Source organism: Bacillus sp. OTU2372, from assembly GCF_038440275.1.
Lineage (GTDB): Bacteria > Bacillota > Bacilli > Bacillales > Cytobacillaceae > Neobacillus > Neobacillus bataviensis_B.
The window spans coordinates 276,202-289,705 of sequence record NZ_JASATK010000003.1; the positions used below are offsets into that span (position 1 = coordinate 276,202).

The 13,504-nt window shown below is 36.0% G+C and carries 16 protein-coding genes and 1 riboswitch; of the genes, 7 read left to right on the forward strand and 9 right to left on the reverse strand.

The genetic code is table 11. From position 1 onward, the window contains the following. Positions 1 to 141: 141 nt before the first annotated feature. Positions 142 to 537 carry an Hsp20/alpha crystallin family protein gene (locus AAHB15_RS09095; protein WP_342042245.1) on the forward strand — a complete coding sequence of 132 codons (396 nt, stop codon included), beginning with the start codon at positions 142 to 144 and terminating at the stop codon, positions 535 to 537. A gap of 90 nt (positions 538 to 627) precedes the next feature. On the opposite strand, the gene AAHB15_RS09100 is transcribed toward AAHB15_RS09095, so the two are convergent. Next, entirely contained in the window at positions 628 to 834 is a 207-nt protein-coding gene (locus AAHB15_RS09100; RefSeq protein ID WP_342042262.1) for an Rdx family protein, read from the reverse strand. A 173-nt stretch (positions 835 to 1,007) separates the two neighbouring features. Between AAHB15_RS09100 and selD the strand changes: the two genes are divergently transcribed. Beyond that, positions 1,008 to 2,063, forward strand: a complete 1,056-nt coding sequence (selD, locus tag AAHB15_RS09105; RefSeq protein WP_446715851.1) for a selenide, water dikinase SelD — start codon at positions 1,008 to 1,010, stop codon at positions 2,061 to 2,063. Positions 2,064 to 2,207: 144 nt separating this feature from the next. On the opposite strand, the gene AAHB15_RS09110 is transcribed toward selD, so the two are convergent. Both AAHB15_RS09110 and AAHB15_RS09115 read right to left on the reverse strand, forming a co-directional pair. Continuing rightward, a complete protein-coding gene (locus tag AAHB15_RS09110) occupies positions 2,208 to 3,152 on the reverse strand; it encodes an L-threonine 3-dehydrogenase (RefSeq protein WP_342042246.1) in 945 nt (314 codons plus the stop codon). Between the two features lie 86 nt (positions 3,153 to 3,238). Next, positions 3,239 to 4,429: a glycine C-acetyltransferase gene (locus AAHB15_RS09115; RefSeq protein ID WP_342042247.1), complete on the reverse strand. Its 1,191-nt coding sequence runs from the start codon at positions 4,427 to 4,429 to the stop codon at positions 3,239 to 3,241. 315 nt (positions 4,430 to 4,744) lie between these two features. Here AAHB15_RS09115 and AAHB15_RS09120 point away from each other — a divergent pair, with 315 nt between their 5' ends. Then, positions 4,745 to 5,053, forward strand: a complete 309-nt coding sequence (locus tag AAHB15_RS09120; protein WP_335575522.1) for a hypothetical protein — start codon at positions 4,745 to 4,747, stop codon at positions 5,051 to 5,053. A 48-nt stretch (positions 5,054 to 5,101) separates the two neighbouring features. Here the strand turns inward: AAHB15_RS09120 and AAHB15_RS09125 are convergent, their stop codons facing one another. Further along, positions 5,102 to 6,100 (reverse strand): NAD(P)H-dependent flavin oxidoreductase, encoded by a 999-nt coding sequence (locus AAHB15_RS09125; RefSeq protein ID WP_342042248.1) that lies wholly within the window; start codon positions 6,098 to 6,100, stop codon positions 5,102 to 5,104. A 213-nt stretch (positions 6,101 to 6,313) separates the two neighbouring features. Continuing rightward, positions 6,314 to 6,415: riboswitch (purine riboswitch) on the forward strand. 124 nt (positions 6,416 to 6,539) lie between these two features. Between AAHB15_RS09125 and AAHB15_RS09130 the strand changes: the two genes are divergently transcribed. Continuing rightward, entirely contained in the window at positions 6,540 to 7,133 is a 594-nt protein-coding gene (locus AAHB15_RS09130) for a xanthine phosphoribosyltransferase (RefSeq protein ID WP_335575524.1), read from the forward strand. After that, complete coding sequence (locus AAHB15_RS09135) at positions 7,133 to 8,443, forward strand: nucleobase:cation symporter-2 family protein (RefSeq protein ID WP_335575525.1); 1,311 nt, start codon at positions 7,133 to 7,135, stop codon at positions 8,441 to 8,443. Before AAHB15_RS09130 ends, AAHB15_RS09135 begins: the two co-directional genes overlap by 1 nt. A gap of 882 nt (positions 8,444 to 9,325) precedes the next feature. Here the strand turns inward: AAHB15_RS09135 and AAHB15_RS09140 are convergent. Continuing rightward, the gene (locus AAHB15_RS09140; RefSeq protein ID WP_342042249.1) at positions 9,326 to 9,535 is read right to left on the reverse strand and encodes a hypothetical protein; all 210 of its coding nucleotides are present in this window, start codon (positions 9,533 to 9,535) and stop codon (positions 9,326 to 9,328) included. A 142-nt stretch (positions 9,536 to 9,677) separates the two neighbouring features. On the opposite strand from AAHB15_RS09140, the gene AAHB15_RS09145 reads away from it, so the two are divergent. After that, complete coding sequence (locus AAHB15_RS09145; protein WP_335575923.1) at positions 9,678 to 9,815, forward strand: hypothetical protein; 138 nt, start codon at positions 9,678 to 9,680, stop codon at positions 9,813 to 9,815. A gap of 197 nt (positions 9,816 to 10,012) precedes the next feature. Here AAHB15_RS09145 and AAHB15_RS09150 read toward each other — a convergent pair whose 3' ends face one another. Continuing rightward, positions 10,013 to 10,231, reverse strand: a complete 219-nt coding sequence (locus AAHB15_RS09150; protein ID WP_335575922.1) for a hypothetical protein — start codon at positions 10,229 to 10,231, stop codon at positions 10,013 to 10,015. A gap of 315 nt (positions 10,232 to 10,546) precedes the next feature. Between AAHB15_RS09150 and AAHB15_RS09155 the strand changes: the two genes are divergently transcribed. Further along, complete coding sequence (locus tag AAHB15_RS09155) at positions 10,547 to 11,638, forward strand: GerAB/ArcD/ProY family transporter (protein WP_342042250.1); 1,092 nt, start codon at positions 10,547 to 10,549, stop codon at positions 11,636 to 11,638. 682 nt (positions 11,639 to 12,320) lie between these two features. Here AAHB15_RS09155 and AAHB15_RS09160 read toward each other — a convergent pair. The 3 genes from AAHB15_RS09160 to AAHB15_RS09170 form a co-directional block, all read right to left on the reverse strand. Further along, complete coding sequence (locus AAHB15_RS09160) at positions 12,321 to 12,644, reverse strand: hypothetical protein (protein WP_335575940.1); 324 nt, start codon at positions 12,642 to 12,644, stop codon at positions 12,321 to 12,323. A gap of 33 nt (positions 12,645 to 12,677) precedes the next feature. Beyond that, positions 12,678 to 12,959 (reverse strand): ATP-dependent DNA ligase, encoded by a 282-nt coding sequence (locus AAHB15_RS09165; protein ID WP_335575939.1) that lies wholly within the window; start codon positions 12,957 to 12,959, stop codon positions 12,678 to 12,680. 117 nt (positions 12,960 to 13,076) lie between these two features. After that, a complete protein-coding gene (locus tag AAHB15_RS09170; protein ID WP_342042251.1) occupies positions 13,077 to 13,331 on the reverse strand; it encodes a hypothetical protein in 255 nt (84 codons plus the stop codon). Positions 13,332 to 13,504: the final 173 nt, after the last annotated feature.

Genomic DNA, 13,504 nt, shown 5'->3' on the forward strand with positions numbered 1-13,504 from the left:
GTATGGTAGAAGGGCAATTTAGCCGCCTGCCTTCGAATTTTTGCAGCTCGTCCGTTGGCAAAATTTCTTTTCCTATTATATCATAACCGGTTCACATTTTAAGTTCGGATAGAATAAAATGAACGAGCAAGGGGGATTAAAATGAGGAAAAAACATCTGCAAAATCAAACCTTTGATTTTGCCTTAGTGGAAAAGTGGCTGGAAAACTATTTTCTGGATCCGCTCACAGCTTATTACGACCAAACACAATTTCAAATTGACTTGTTCGAGACCGATCAAGAGTGGATTGTTGAAGCGATTTTAAGTGATTTTGAGGCATCAGATATACGAGTATATATAGAAGAAAAAAAATTAACCATCTTGGCAGCGAAACACCCCCCTTACACAACCCATTATAAACGGTCACGTTCAATTGATTTTCCATTTTATATCAAAGAACAGGATATATCTGCGGCTTTTACAAATGGTAGATTAGAGATTTTTATCTCTAAAACGAAAAAAGGATCAGGGAAAAATAGATATATTACTTTACCTTAAACCTGTGTTTAAGGATGATTTTTTCAGTCTGGGTTAACATAATATGATTATGCATATAAAAATAAGCCCTCGTTTTTTTGAGGGCTTTTGTCATTTAGTCTTAATAATTTCAATCATTTCTTCTGTATCTGGGAACACTCCGGTTTCAAGCTTGGAATAAATCTTTTCCCCATTAACGGTCACTTCGAAAGCGCCGCCTGAACTAGGAATCAGTTCTAATTTTTGTATGTCCCGATAAAAATGGTTAAATAGCTCTTCCGCGAAACTCGCGGCTTTTGGTGCGTAGTTTCATTGCATACAAAATTCTACAATAACATGGTAGTTTTTCACACGTTCACTCCCTATATTTAGGTTTTCCTATATCAACATAGTAAAAATATTTTACCGTATCCCCTCACCTTCTGCAAATGTTCTGCATGATTGGTGCGGATTTACACGGAAAGAGGTATACTATGAAAATGGAGGTGGACATGTTGAGTGAACAAGAGAAAATTCGCCTAACCTCTTTTTCGACAAAAGCTGGTTGAGGCTGCAAAATTGGTCCTGAGGACCTGGCGCAAGTTTTGCGTAAATTACCTAAACAAGAACCTGTCCCTGAATTGATTGTGGGGCTTGATACATCAGATGATGCTGGGGTTTATAAATTAACTGACTCCATTGCTCTCATACAAACGGTTGACTACTTTACGCCGATTGTCGACGACCCTTATATGTTCGGTCAAATTACGGCAGCAAATGCTTTAAGTGATGTCTATGCAATGGGTGGTCAGCCGAAAACGGTAATGAATATTGTGGGCTTTCCAATTAAAAAGCTTGGAGCTGAAATGCTTTCCGATATCCTTCGCGGTGCGGCTGATAAAGTAAAAGAAGCAGGCGCGATTACGGTTGGCGGTCACTCCATAGATGACCAAGAACCTAAGTTTGGTTTATCTGTAACGGGTATCGTTCACCCTGACAAGGTATGGAAAAATGTCGGCGCCAAACCCGGTGATTTTCTTGTGTTAACTAAACCGATTGGCGTTGGGATCATAACCACTGGTATTAAAAGAAGTGTCGTAACACTTGCACAAGAGCAGTTGGTTACAGAAACAATGGCAATGCTCAATAAGACGGCAGCTGAAGTATTGACCAATTATCAGCCGCATTCTGTAACAGATGTAACGGGATTTGGTTTGCTTGGTCATGGCAGTGAGATGGCACGCGGCAGTGATGTGAGCTTTGAAGTTTACTGGAGTCAGGTGCCAATTTTAGAAGGTGCGGTTGAGTTAGCGAAAAACGGTGTTGTTCCTGGAGGTTCTAAGTCCAATCATAAATGGATCAGTGATGATACATTTTATGAGGATATTGCTTCAGAGGAGCAGCTTGTCCTTTGTGATGCGATTACATCAGGGGGCTTGCTGGTTTCCATGGATGAAGTGGAAGCAAGAAGTTATGTGGAGCAACTGCATGCAAGCGGCGTTGTCCAAGCGGCGATCGTTGGCCGTGTCATTGAGAAACAAGAGAAACTTATTTATGTAAAAAGATAAACAGCGAAGCTGATCAGGCTCGCTGTTTCTTTTTCGAGAGATAAGTTTCCTATTATTAGAAAAACAGCCGTAAAATTATGAAAATGAGCCGTACACGATAACACAATAAAAAACCTGGGCCATTTTGGCTCAGGTTTCGATAATCTACAATTTATACCGCAGCTTCTCGATCATATCCTGCGTCATTTTATCCAAATCATACTCATATTTGAAGCCCCACTCTTCTCTTGCCGCACTAGCATCAATCGAATCTGGCCAGCTCTCGGCAATACTCTGCCGAGCGGGATCTACCTTATAGTTAATCTCAAACCCTGGTATAAACTTAGCGATACTTGCAGCAATATCCTCGGGTGCAAAACTCATCGCTGTGACATTAAAAGAATTACGGTGCTTGAGGTTAGATGCATCCGCTTCCATTAAGTCAATAATGGCGTTCAATGCATCCGGCATGTACATCATGTCCATTAAGGTACCTTTATTAATATAGGAAGTATATTTTCCTTTTTTAACTGCTTCGTAATAAATTTCAACAGCATAGTCCGTTGTTCCCCCTCCAGGAAGGGTAACATGTGAGATTAGGCCGGGGAAACGCAATCCGCGTGAATCGACGTCAAATTTGTGATAATAGTAATCGGCTAGCAATTCTCCGGCAACCTTATTGACCCCATACATCGTAGTCGGCCGCATAATGGTATCCTGTGGAGTATTATTTTTAGGTGTGGATGGTCCAAACACTCCAATTGAACTAGGTGTGAAAAATTGGGCTTTCAGCTCCCTCGCCGTTTCAAGAGCATTCATCAATCCGCCCATATTCAAACTCCAAGCAAATACAGGTTTTGCTTCGGCTGTTGCTGAAAGGAGCGCAGCTAAATGCATAATTGTATCAACTTTGTATTTTTTTGCCGTCTCCATCATTTTGTTTAAATCAGTTACATCTACTGTTTCAAAGGGGCCACTTTGGGCAGCTATACTATCGTTCTTCCTAATATCAGTAGCAATGACATGATCTGCTCCATAGATCTCCCTTAATCTTAATGTTAATTCTGATCCAATCTGTCCTAATGCGCCTGTGATTAAAATCCGCTTCATTGTTTCTCCGTCCTCTTTACTTTTGCTGAAAAATTCTTTAATGTAAGGATACGTTACTTAATTGTGTAAAGTGTCTCTGTTTTCATTTAAATAACGCCCATTTCCTTACCGACTTTTTCATAAATGGCAATTGCTTGATCAAGCATTTTCTTAGAATGAGCGGCAGTTGGCATATTACGGACGCGGCCAGTACCCTTTTGTACAGTTGGGAACACGATCGCTTTAGCGTAAACTCCTTCTTCATTAAGTCGTTTACTAAATTGTTGTGTGAGCGACTCGTCGCCGATGATGCAAGGTGTGATTGGAGTTTCGCTATTTCCAATATTAAACCCTAATTCTTTTAATCCCGTTTTCAAGTAATGGCCATTATCCCATAACTTCTTATTAAGATCGGTGCTTTCCATTAAAATTTCAATCGACTTTTTGCATGCTGACACATCCGCAGGGGTCAAGGATGTGGAAAATAGGAATGGACGGCTGCGAACCTTCAACCAGTCAATCAGATTTTTCTTGCCAGCTACATATCCTCCAACAACACCAATCGCTTTTGATAAGGTCCCGATCTGAAAATCAATCTTATCGGAAAGTCCGAAATGCTTAACGGTCCCTGCCCCTTCCCCAAGGACGCCGGACCCATGGGCATCATCGACGTACGTAATTAAATCAAACTCCTCTGCAATCTTTACTATTACTGGTAATAAGGCAATATCACCATCCATTGAAAATACGCCATCGGTAATCACCATAATCTTGTTATATTGACCTGATTCCTTTGCTTCTTTGGCTTTAGCACGTAAATCCTCCATATCGGAATGTTTGAATCGGATAATTTTTGCCTTAGAAAGTCTGCAGCCATCAATAATCGAGGCATGGTTTAATTCATCTGAAAGGATCGCATCGTTCGCATCCATAACAGCTGAGATAGCGGCCATATTACAATTGAAGCCTGATTGGTAAGCAATCGCAGCTTCCGTATGTTTAAACTCAGCCAATTTTTCCTCTAACTCTACATGAAGTTTAAGCGTTCCATTGATGGTTCGAACAGCCCCTGCACCGACACCGTATTTCTTAATGGCATCATTTGCTGCATCTTTAAGTCTCTTATCTGTTGCTAAACCTAAGTAATTGTTAGAGGAAAGGTTAATTAATTCCTTGCCATTAATCGTAATGACTGGTCCATTTGGACTTTCCAGTGGATCGATGACATTATACAAACCTTTGCCCTTTAAGTCTTCAATATTTTCATTTAAAAAGGTTTCTAAAATATGGCTGGACACAAAAAATTCCCCCTTAGTATTGAAGTTGGATGTGTAAAAAGGAAAAACACAATTGTCCTCCTGGGATGGATATAGGTAAGCGCTTTAAATATTGATGTGTAAGTGTTTGTATTGCGTATTTTATCGTATTTTCGGACGTTTGTTCACCATATATGGACAATTATTTTTTAAAAATATTAATGTACACAGGTTAAAATAGTTTATTTCTCCCTATATCTTATTCAAGCAGCCAAACAAATCATTTCTAAATTTCTCCTTTTTCGTTATAATACACTTTGTACAATTTACACCTGCTTCTTAGAAAGGATGTCTATCATGACAGTCATAACTTCCGCCCTATATTACGTTGTCATCGGTGCTGTGTTTATCTATCTTTTTATTTATGCTTATGATATCTTTTACGGTGAAAAACCGGAGAAGCAAATAAAAAAGATCCATAAACATTTCCGTAAAGAGACGATTAAAAACATTGATCGGTTGGAAATTGAACCGCGTAAATATACCCTCTACCAAGTCACCACAGACAACGGCAAAAAAAAGGTGAAATTAAAACCTGGTTATAAAGTGGTCAATATTGTTGCAAAAAAGGAAAATAACAGGAAACAGAAAAAAGGAACCGTTTAATGATTCGGTTCCTTTTTTCTGTTAATATCCTAGTTTTCCATCACCGCTTTAGTTGACACCCACACTTGTTAATTTTCCAGCAAAGCTATTAATCTTTTGAAGTGCTTCCCTATATTCAAGTTCCAATCGACCAATAATATCCGCAGCGGATTCAATTCGGTCAATTGCCCCTACTCCATGGCCGGCAGACCAGATATCCTTCCAGGCCTTGGCATTTGTTTCTTTTTGCATATCATCAAAGTTCACTTGGTCTTTTTTGACTAATTGTTTGGGGTCAAGCCCTGCATTCTTAATACTCGGGATCAGCATGTTTGCTTTCACACCAGAAAACGCATCGGTTAATATCAAATCTTCTTGAGTGGCCTCTACAAGCATCTTCCGGTAATCATCGTTAGCCATACTTTCCGTTGCTACGATAAAACGTGTACCCATATAGGCAAGATCAGCACCAGCCGTTTGAGCTGCTAAGATTCCCTTACCAGTGGAAATAGAACCGGCAAGAATGATGATTCCGTCCCAAAATGACCGGACCATATCAACAAACGCAAAGCTGTTAATTTGCCCAGCATGACCGCCGGCGCCGCTTGCTACGAGGATGAGGCCATCAACACCTGCTTCGGCCGCTTTTTTGGCGAACTTTAAATCGCTGACATCTGAGAAAACAAGTCCGCCGTATTCATGAACAATCTCCACTACATGTTTTGGACTTCCCAAAGAAGTAATCACTAATTGCGGCTTATGTTTCTTAATTAAGTCAAGTTCATCCTGCAGGCGGCTATAAGAGCTATGTACCACCATGTTCATGGCCCACGGAGCAATTTTTCGATCTGGTTCATTTGCTCGTGCCTCTGTAAGCTCTTGATTTAACTGTCCCATCCACTGATCTAGCACCTCAATTGGTCTTGCGTTTGGAGCAGGAAATGATCCAATCACACCGTTCAAACAGCATGATTTAACGAGTTCGGTGCCTGACACCAAGAACATCGGTGCAGAAATAACGGGCAGCCTCAGTTGGTTCCACCAGCTTTCAGGTATTGTTTTTTGCAAAATAAACCCCTCCTCGATTTGGAATATTCTGACTAAACATCTGTATTTTAATAGTACTCGAAACTGAATCGCTATTCAATATTTGTTTTTTGAACAGTAATAAATGATTGAAAGTGCTTTCTAAGGCGAATGATAGCCTATTTTTTTTCGTTAATGTTCGTTTTTTGATGAAAAAGTGATTGATTTCCCCTTTTTGCATGTTATAATGTGATTACATAAAAGATAAGTTTCTCTCATATAATCGCGGGAATATGGCCCGCAAGTTTCTACCAGATTGCCGTTAACAATCTGACTATGAGTGGGTAATGTGATTAAGTTATTGTGCTTATTTCTACTATTTTTCGATGGAAATTAGAGCCCAATGGTCATTGCCTCACTCTATTACAGTGTGAGCAATGACCATTGGGCTCTTTTTATTTTTCAAGGGGGATTTAACATTATGAGATTACTAGAGGAAAAAATTAAATCGGAAGGAAGGGTATTGTCAGATCAGGTCTTGAAGGTGGATTCATTTCTTAACCATCAAATTGACCCTTTCCTAATGAATGAGATTGGAAAAGAATTTGCCTCACGGTTCGCTAATGAAGGAATTACGAAAATCGTGACACTTGAATCTTCTGGTATCGCACCAGCTGTAATGGCTGGATTATATATGAATGCACCTGTTGTTTTCGCTAGAAAAAGAAAATCATTGACACTTACAGATGATTTACTTTCCGCTTCGGTCCATTCATTTACTAAAAATGAAACAAACGAAATCTCTATCTCCAAAAAGTATTTAGATGAAGATGACCGTGTTCTAGTAATTGATGACTTTCTTGCTAATGGACAAGCGGCGCTTGGATTAGTAGAGATTGTCAAACAAAGCGGAGCCAAGGTAAATGGGATTGGCATTGTAATTGAAAAGTCTTTTCAGCAAGGAGCAGAAAAACTGAAAGAATTAGGGTTCAGGGTGGAATCATTAGCAAGGATCGCTTCCCTATCAAACGGAGAAGTTCAGTTTATCAATGAAAAAGTGGAGGAATTAGTCTAATGAAACAAGGTCCATGGAAAACTGCATCTTTAGGAATTCAACATGTTTTAGCAATGTACGCTGGGGCTGTTATCGTCCCGCTAATAATCGGCGGTGCACTTCATTTATCTGGTAAACAATTAGCTTACTTAGTTTCTTTAGATATCTTAACGAGCGGAATCGCTACTCTCTTGCAGGTATGGCAAAATCGTTATTTTGGAATCGGACTTCCAATCGTCCTGGGCTGTACATTTACGGCAGTTGGTCCAATCATTGCGATCGGCGGGCAATATGGTATGTCTGCGATCTATGGATCGATACTGGTTTCCGGAATCATTGTAATCCTTATTGCTTCTTTTTTTGGAAAGCTTGTCCGCTTCTTCCCTCCTGTTGTAACTGGTTCAGTTGTAACAATCATCGGAATTACCCTTATTCCTGTTGCAATGAATAACGTGGCCGGGGGTCAAGGAAGCCCAGACTTTGGATCAGTAACAAATCTATGTCTTGCATTTGGTACATTATTATTTATCATTGTTCTTTATCGCTTTTTTAAAGGTTTCATTCGTTCAATATCTATTTTGCTTGGTTTGATTGCCGGTACGATTGCGGCAACACTTTTAGGCAAAGTTGATTTTTCTGCTGTTGGAGCGGCATCATGGTTCCACATGGTTGCTCCCCTGCACTTCGCTGTACCAACGTTTGAACTAGCTCCAATCATTACGATGACCCTAGTTGCGATTGTAAGTCTTGTTGAATCAACAGGTGTATATTTTGCATTAAGTGATATTACTGGAAGAAAATTAACCGAACAGGATTTGGTAAAAGGATATCGTGCAGAAGGCCTTGCAAGTATCGTAGGTGCACTATTTAACTCCTTCCCTTATACGACTTATTCGCAAAATGTTGGACTTGTTCAATTTTCCGGTGTGAAGTCGAAAAATGTGATCTATACAATGGCTGGTATTCTGATTTTCCTTGGATTTGTTCCTAAAATTGCTGCGTTAACAACGGTAGTGCCTACCTCCGTACTAGGGGGTGCCATGGTAGCCATGTTTGGAATGGTTATTGCTTCCGGGATTAAAATGCTAAGCAAAGTCGATTTTTCATCTCAGGAAAACCTATTAATTATTGCCTGCTCTGTTGGTGTAGGTCTAGGGGTTACAGCGGTTCCTAATTTATTTGATGCCCTGCCAGAAAGTGTGAAAATATTAACTAACAGTGGAATTGTTGCAGGTAGTTTAACGGCGATTTTACTCAATCTCATTTTTAATGTGGCGAAACCTAAGCAGCAAAGTCAAGCGATAAACAATAACAATCAAAGTGTTGCATAAAGATTCTATAAACACAACTTATATCCAACATATTACTGACTAAAATATGTCGATACGTTGCCTACATTTTCTTAGCAAAAATGTATTTATGAGGTGACGTTTATGAAAAGAAAACGAATAACAAGTAGGACCGTAAACGAAGAATCAAGAACTGCATATTTTACTTTTGAACAGGCTTATAATTATTTCTTGTCTTCAAAAAAATTTGAAGGATTAAGACAACCTACCTTAACCAGTTATCATGAACATTTTAATTTTTATTTTAACTGTTAAAGGAATTTCAATCTGACATTACTACTATTGATCAACTAACTGTTCCACTCGTAAGGCAATATGTTAATTATTTGAGGGAATCTCATTAATAAGTTGTAAGTAGTCAAAATTATCTGTTAATATTAATTAAGTTGATAATATGTAATGTGGCTAAATATTTTCACACATTAATGCTTTAAACCGTTGAAACAATATTCCGAAAATGCTAATATTTATTTATGTTTAAATTCTTCAGAATTTAGACCTCCTAATTAGGCTTAGCCTAGACAACTAAGCCCCCAATTTTACCTTTGATCATTAGGTCAAAGGTCTTTTTTATGCTGAACAAAAAAGCGAACATTAAATGATGACCTAAAAAGCACGTTATGAACATTCAAAATTTCAGTAAGACAAAATTAATTTCTAATACTCCATGTTTGTCCATGACTATTTAAGACAACCTTTCATAATTTAAAAGTATCCTTTAAAAAATGTAAGCATTTACAAACTACTTTTTAACGAAGCGTCTAAATGGCGCTTTTTTTCTTTGGAATGTAGATTAATGCTTCATATTATACGTTCTCTTAAGAGACTATTTTATAAAAAAAAAAGCACCCATAACCATGAACGCTAATTAGATTTTATAATTAATTTAGTTTTTAATGAGACTGCAATAGGATCTTTTTCAATACAAAATTTCAACAATGATATTTTTCCTTCACGTTCTAATTGATGTGCCAAAAAAACCAAATTTTCTGCTTCATCTTTAGATGAAATGGGAGATAATCGTACATTACCATTATTTAGTACAATTTGATTAAATAAATCATACTTATTCAAATTATCAGCCCCTCATTAAAGTAATTACTTTTTGATTACCCAATGTACCAATGAATTAAACAATCAACTTAATCTCTGAAAAACATTTCCACTAATAATAATTAGAATCAATATCCACCATAAGTAAAAAAGGGGGTTACTTATGTTTAATCAAAAGGTTTTGCGACTATTGTTAGGAAGTACAATTTTATCGAGTATTTTTAGTGTTGCTATGATTGCACTAACTATTTTCCATCATCTGAAAATGCAAGAAATGATTAGGGAACATAGCCAGCAATAGCAATTTCCATAAACCTTCATTTAAAGTTGATATGTCTCATTTGGCTATCAGCTTTTTTTATGCATTTAAATAAGAAAAGAGTGAGCTAAATTAGCCACCTATTAAACATTTGTATCCTTATTTAAGATGGAGTTATATATATATGCTTTCCCTTTAACCTTACTTTCATTTAAAGAGATATATTCATTCCCATTAATTTATATATATATACCTTGCAGCAAATAAATAATTTCTGAAAATCCTAAAAAGGTCATTCCTGAGACAAATTCAATTGTTGACCAAAGAAGAAATACTGCCCAATTCGTACCAGAGTCAAATAAACTATGGGTATTTCCTAAAATAAATCCTACAATGACTCCTGCTATCATATTTAATATTCCTATTTTTCGTAAAATGTTTCCAACAGCATTATCCATTATAGCTCCCCCCTTATTCTACATAGGTCAATTTTACCTAGATAGAAGTTGGGTTAATTAGAAGTTATCGACAAGTTTTTTAAATCGTACTTGAATTTATTGTTCTCTTATTATGCTAACGACAGTTTAGTTAAGAAGAAAAATTAAAATAGAATTAATAAATTTGGAAATAATAACCTTTAATAACAACCATAAGGGAAAGATTTATCTATGATTAAGGTTATTTAGTATGAATTGAAATTACAAAAAACAAAAATCAAACAGAAAGTCGTTTGGGATAATTTTTCCCTTTTAGAAATGACAGTGAGGCGAGTAATGGAAACAATAAAAATATCATCTTTTCAATTGTTTTCCCTTATTTATTTGTTTGAATTAGGAAGTGCTATTCTAATTGGTATCGGATCGAGTGTTAAACAAGACGCATGGATAGTGATGCTTATCGGACTAATGAGTGGCTTATTATTGTTTCTTATTTATCACCGTTTGTTCTTATATTATCCAGACCTCCCCTTAACAAGCTATGTTCAACAATTAACAGGTAAATTTTTAGGTCGTATCCTTGGTTTTATTTATATTATTTACTTTATTTATGATGCATCAAGGGTATTACGTGATTTCGGCGAATTATTAACGACAACTATTTATACAAATACACCCCTTTTTGTTATTAATACATTAATGATTCTAACCAGTATCTATGCAATCCATAAAGGTCTTGAAGTATTGGGTAGAGTGGGTGAGCTTTATTTTATAGCAGTTTTTTTTATGTCCATACTCGGTTTTTTCTTAATATTATTTTCGGGAATAATCCATTTAGAAAATCTAAAGCCAATTCTGGAAAACGGCTATATACCAGTGTTAAAAACATCTTTATATGAATCGGTCCTATATCCATTTGGTGAAATGATTGTATTTTCTATGATACTTCCACAGATAAATGAGTTCAAAAAAGCAAAAAATGTTTGCCTTTTAGCGATACTTTTGAGTGGGATCGATTTAGCCATTGCCACAATCATAAATATTGCTTCTCTTGGGGTGGATGCTTATGTTCGCTCACCATTCCCTTTATTTTCCACAATTAGGAAAATTCATTTTTTAAGACCTGATGTACTATTTATGCTCCAACTTGTCATTGGAGGTTTTTTTAAAATTACCCTCTTCTTTTATGCTGCCGTAACCGGCGTTACAGATATATTTCGATTTAAAAATCCTCGAGCACTTAGTTTTCCTATTGGATTCATTATTTTATTTGCCTCCATGGGTATAGCATCAAGTACTGCCGAGCACTTTAAAGAAGGGAATAAAACAAGTTATTTATATTGGCCAGTAGAAATTATTATTCCTATGCTTTTGTTTCTCATTGCATATTTTAAAAATAAAAAAAAGCAGTTACAAGCTAATAAATAAAAAAAGTGAGCCTAATAAGCCCACTCCTAACACATTATAAATCGTATCATTATTTAAGATGAGTTATTTACGTTTGATGCTTTAAAAAGTAATTTAAATCCTAACCATTCAAGAATAGAAATTTTAAAAAAGGCATTCTAAGTAAAAATGTAAAGGAACTTTAGATATGTCAATGAAAAATAAGTGGTTATTTAATATTTCAATGATAGTACTCTCATGGATACCAATGCCCTTTTTGGGATGGAAAAGTATAAAGAGATTTTTCCCTGCCTTTATCTTCGTTTATTTACTCAATTGTATCGATGTTCCTATTGGAAAGAAACGTAGATGGTGGTGGTTCTATAATAAACCAAATTCCTTTTTTTATAACGAATTTCCGTTTTTAATAGGTCCAATGTTGTTGGTGGCTTTATGGTCATTAAAATGGACTTTCGGAAATTTCAAAAAGTTTCTGATGCTAAGTGCCTTTATTCATTTTATTTTCACTATCCTAGCTAAAAGTTTTTTTCCGAAGATTAAACTATTTAGATTGGATCGACTAAATGCATTTCAATTCTTCCTATATTTCTTTTACAAGGCTTTATTCTTGTATGGATTTCAATTCATTTTTGAAAATAAAAAGAGATTATTCAACCGAAGGATGTTTTAATGGATAAAGAAAACAACGAAAAATAGAGTGAAACTAATTAGCCCACTCCACAAAACTAGGGATTCTAAGGAGTCCCTTTTTAGTTAGGTTCCGATATTTCACTTTCAACTTCAACTTAGGATCAAGATAAATGAACTTGTCATTTTCCTCGACAATATAATCCCTATATTGCTTATAAAATTCCTTCCGGTTTGCTGGTGAAACAAACTCCATTAAGGCTGCATAATTACCATTCTCAAAGATTAGCAGTAACCCGAATTCATCTTTCCTTAAACCAGATATATAGACATCCTCATATTGATAATTAATGACCTTTAACCAATTTCCCTCTAGTTCATGTTGCTTAATTAGCTCCAAGTACTGTTCAGCATTGCCTTCAATCCACTGGACTTAATTTAATAAGGCTGTATCTTCAGATATGATTTGGTTCAATTTTTCTTTACGTTCTAATAATGGTAAATTTGCAATCTTTTCACCATAGTAATAAATATCGAAGACACTATTTGATATTTGATGTTCCGACCTATTTGACAGGAAACGTTCCATTGTCGCTTCAAAGTCTGGTCTACCTAGATTATCAGTAACAATAAACTCACCGTCTAGAATAGTTCCATTAGTGATAGGCAGGTTGACTAATTCGGGGAACTTAGAGGTTATTTCGTTTTTTATCAAGACCTAAAATAAAAAAATATTAATAAATCAAAGTCAATACATATTTAATATGATTAATATGTTATTTTTCTTATTCCACTAAAGCACCCGTTGAAAAAGAAGCTATTTTTGATATCACTAAATTTTTAATAGTGGTCGTATAAAACTAAATATCCCACCACAAATACTTATCAATGCTCCAAGTCCTAATATTGTTTGGATAAGATAAAAATTAAAAATTGGTGGTAATGGTGTGAACTTTTTAAAGCCTTCAAATTTATCAGTATTTAAAAAAATATCTTTTGTAATTCCTCTCATTCCCCATAAGAATACAAAACCAAAAAGTATTAAAATAACTTCCCCAAAAGCCTGAGACTTAAAAAAGTTTACCACCACTAGCTCCTCCAAAGTTCAGTATTTAAGATAAATCAGCGTTTAAAGCCAGAGTATAACTTCCCAATAATTGCTTCATTTTATCATAACTTTTTAAAGTAACCTGCCAGCTACTTAAAGAAGAAAAAAAGCACTACCGTTGTTCCAGTAATGCACCCGTTTGTTTAAGTATA

Excerpts from the sequence above, each read along its gene's own strand:
- AAHB15_RS09095 (WP_342042245.1), top strand. The coding sequence starts at position 142 with ATGAGGAAAAAACATCTGCAAAATCAAACCTTTGATTTTGCCTTAGTG.
- AAHB15_RS09110 (WP_342042246.1), bottom strand. The coding sequence starts at position 3,152 with ATGAAGCGGATTTTAATCACAGGCGCATTAGGACAGATTGGATCAGAA.
- AAHB15_RS09120 (WP_335575522.1), top strand. The coding sequence starts at position 4,745 with ATGACAGTCATAACTTCCGCCCTATATTACGTTGTCATCGGTGCTGTG.
- AAHB15_RS09130 (WP_335575524.1), top strand. The coding sequence starts at position 6,540 with ATGAGATTACTAGAGGAAAAAATTAAATCGGAAGGAAGGGTATTGTCA.
- AAHB15_RS09135 (WP_335575525.1), top strand. The coding sequence starts at position 7,133 with ATGAAACAAGGTCCATGGAAAACTGCATCTTTAGGAATTCAACATGTT.
- AAHB15_RS09145 (WP_335575923.1), top strand. The coding sequence starts at position 9,678 with ATGTTTAATCAAAAGGTTTTGCGACTATTGTTAGGAAGTACAATTTTA.
- AAHB15_RS09150 (WP_335575922.1), bottom strand. The coding sequence starts at position 10,231 with ATGGATAATGCTGTTGGAAACATTTTACGAAAAATAGGAATATTAAAT.
- AAHB15_RS09155 (WP_342042250.1), top strand. The coding sequence starts at position 10,547 with ATGGAAACAATAAAAATATCATCTTTTCAATTGTTTTCCCTTATTTAT.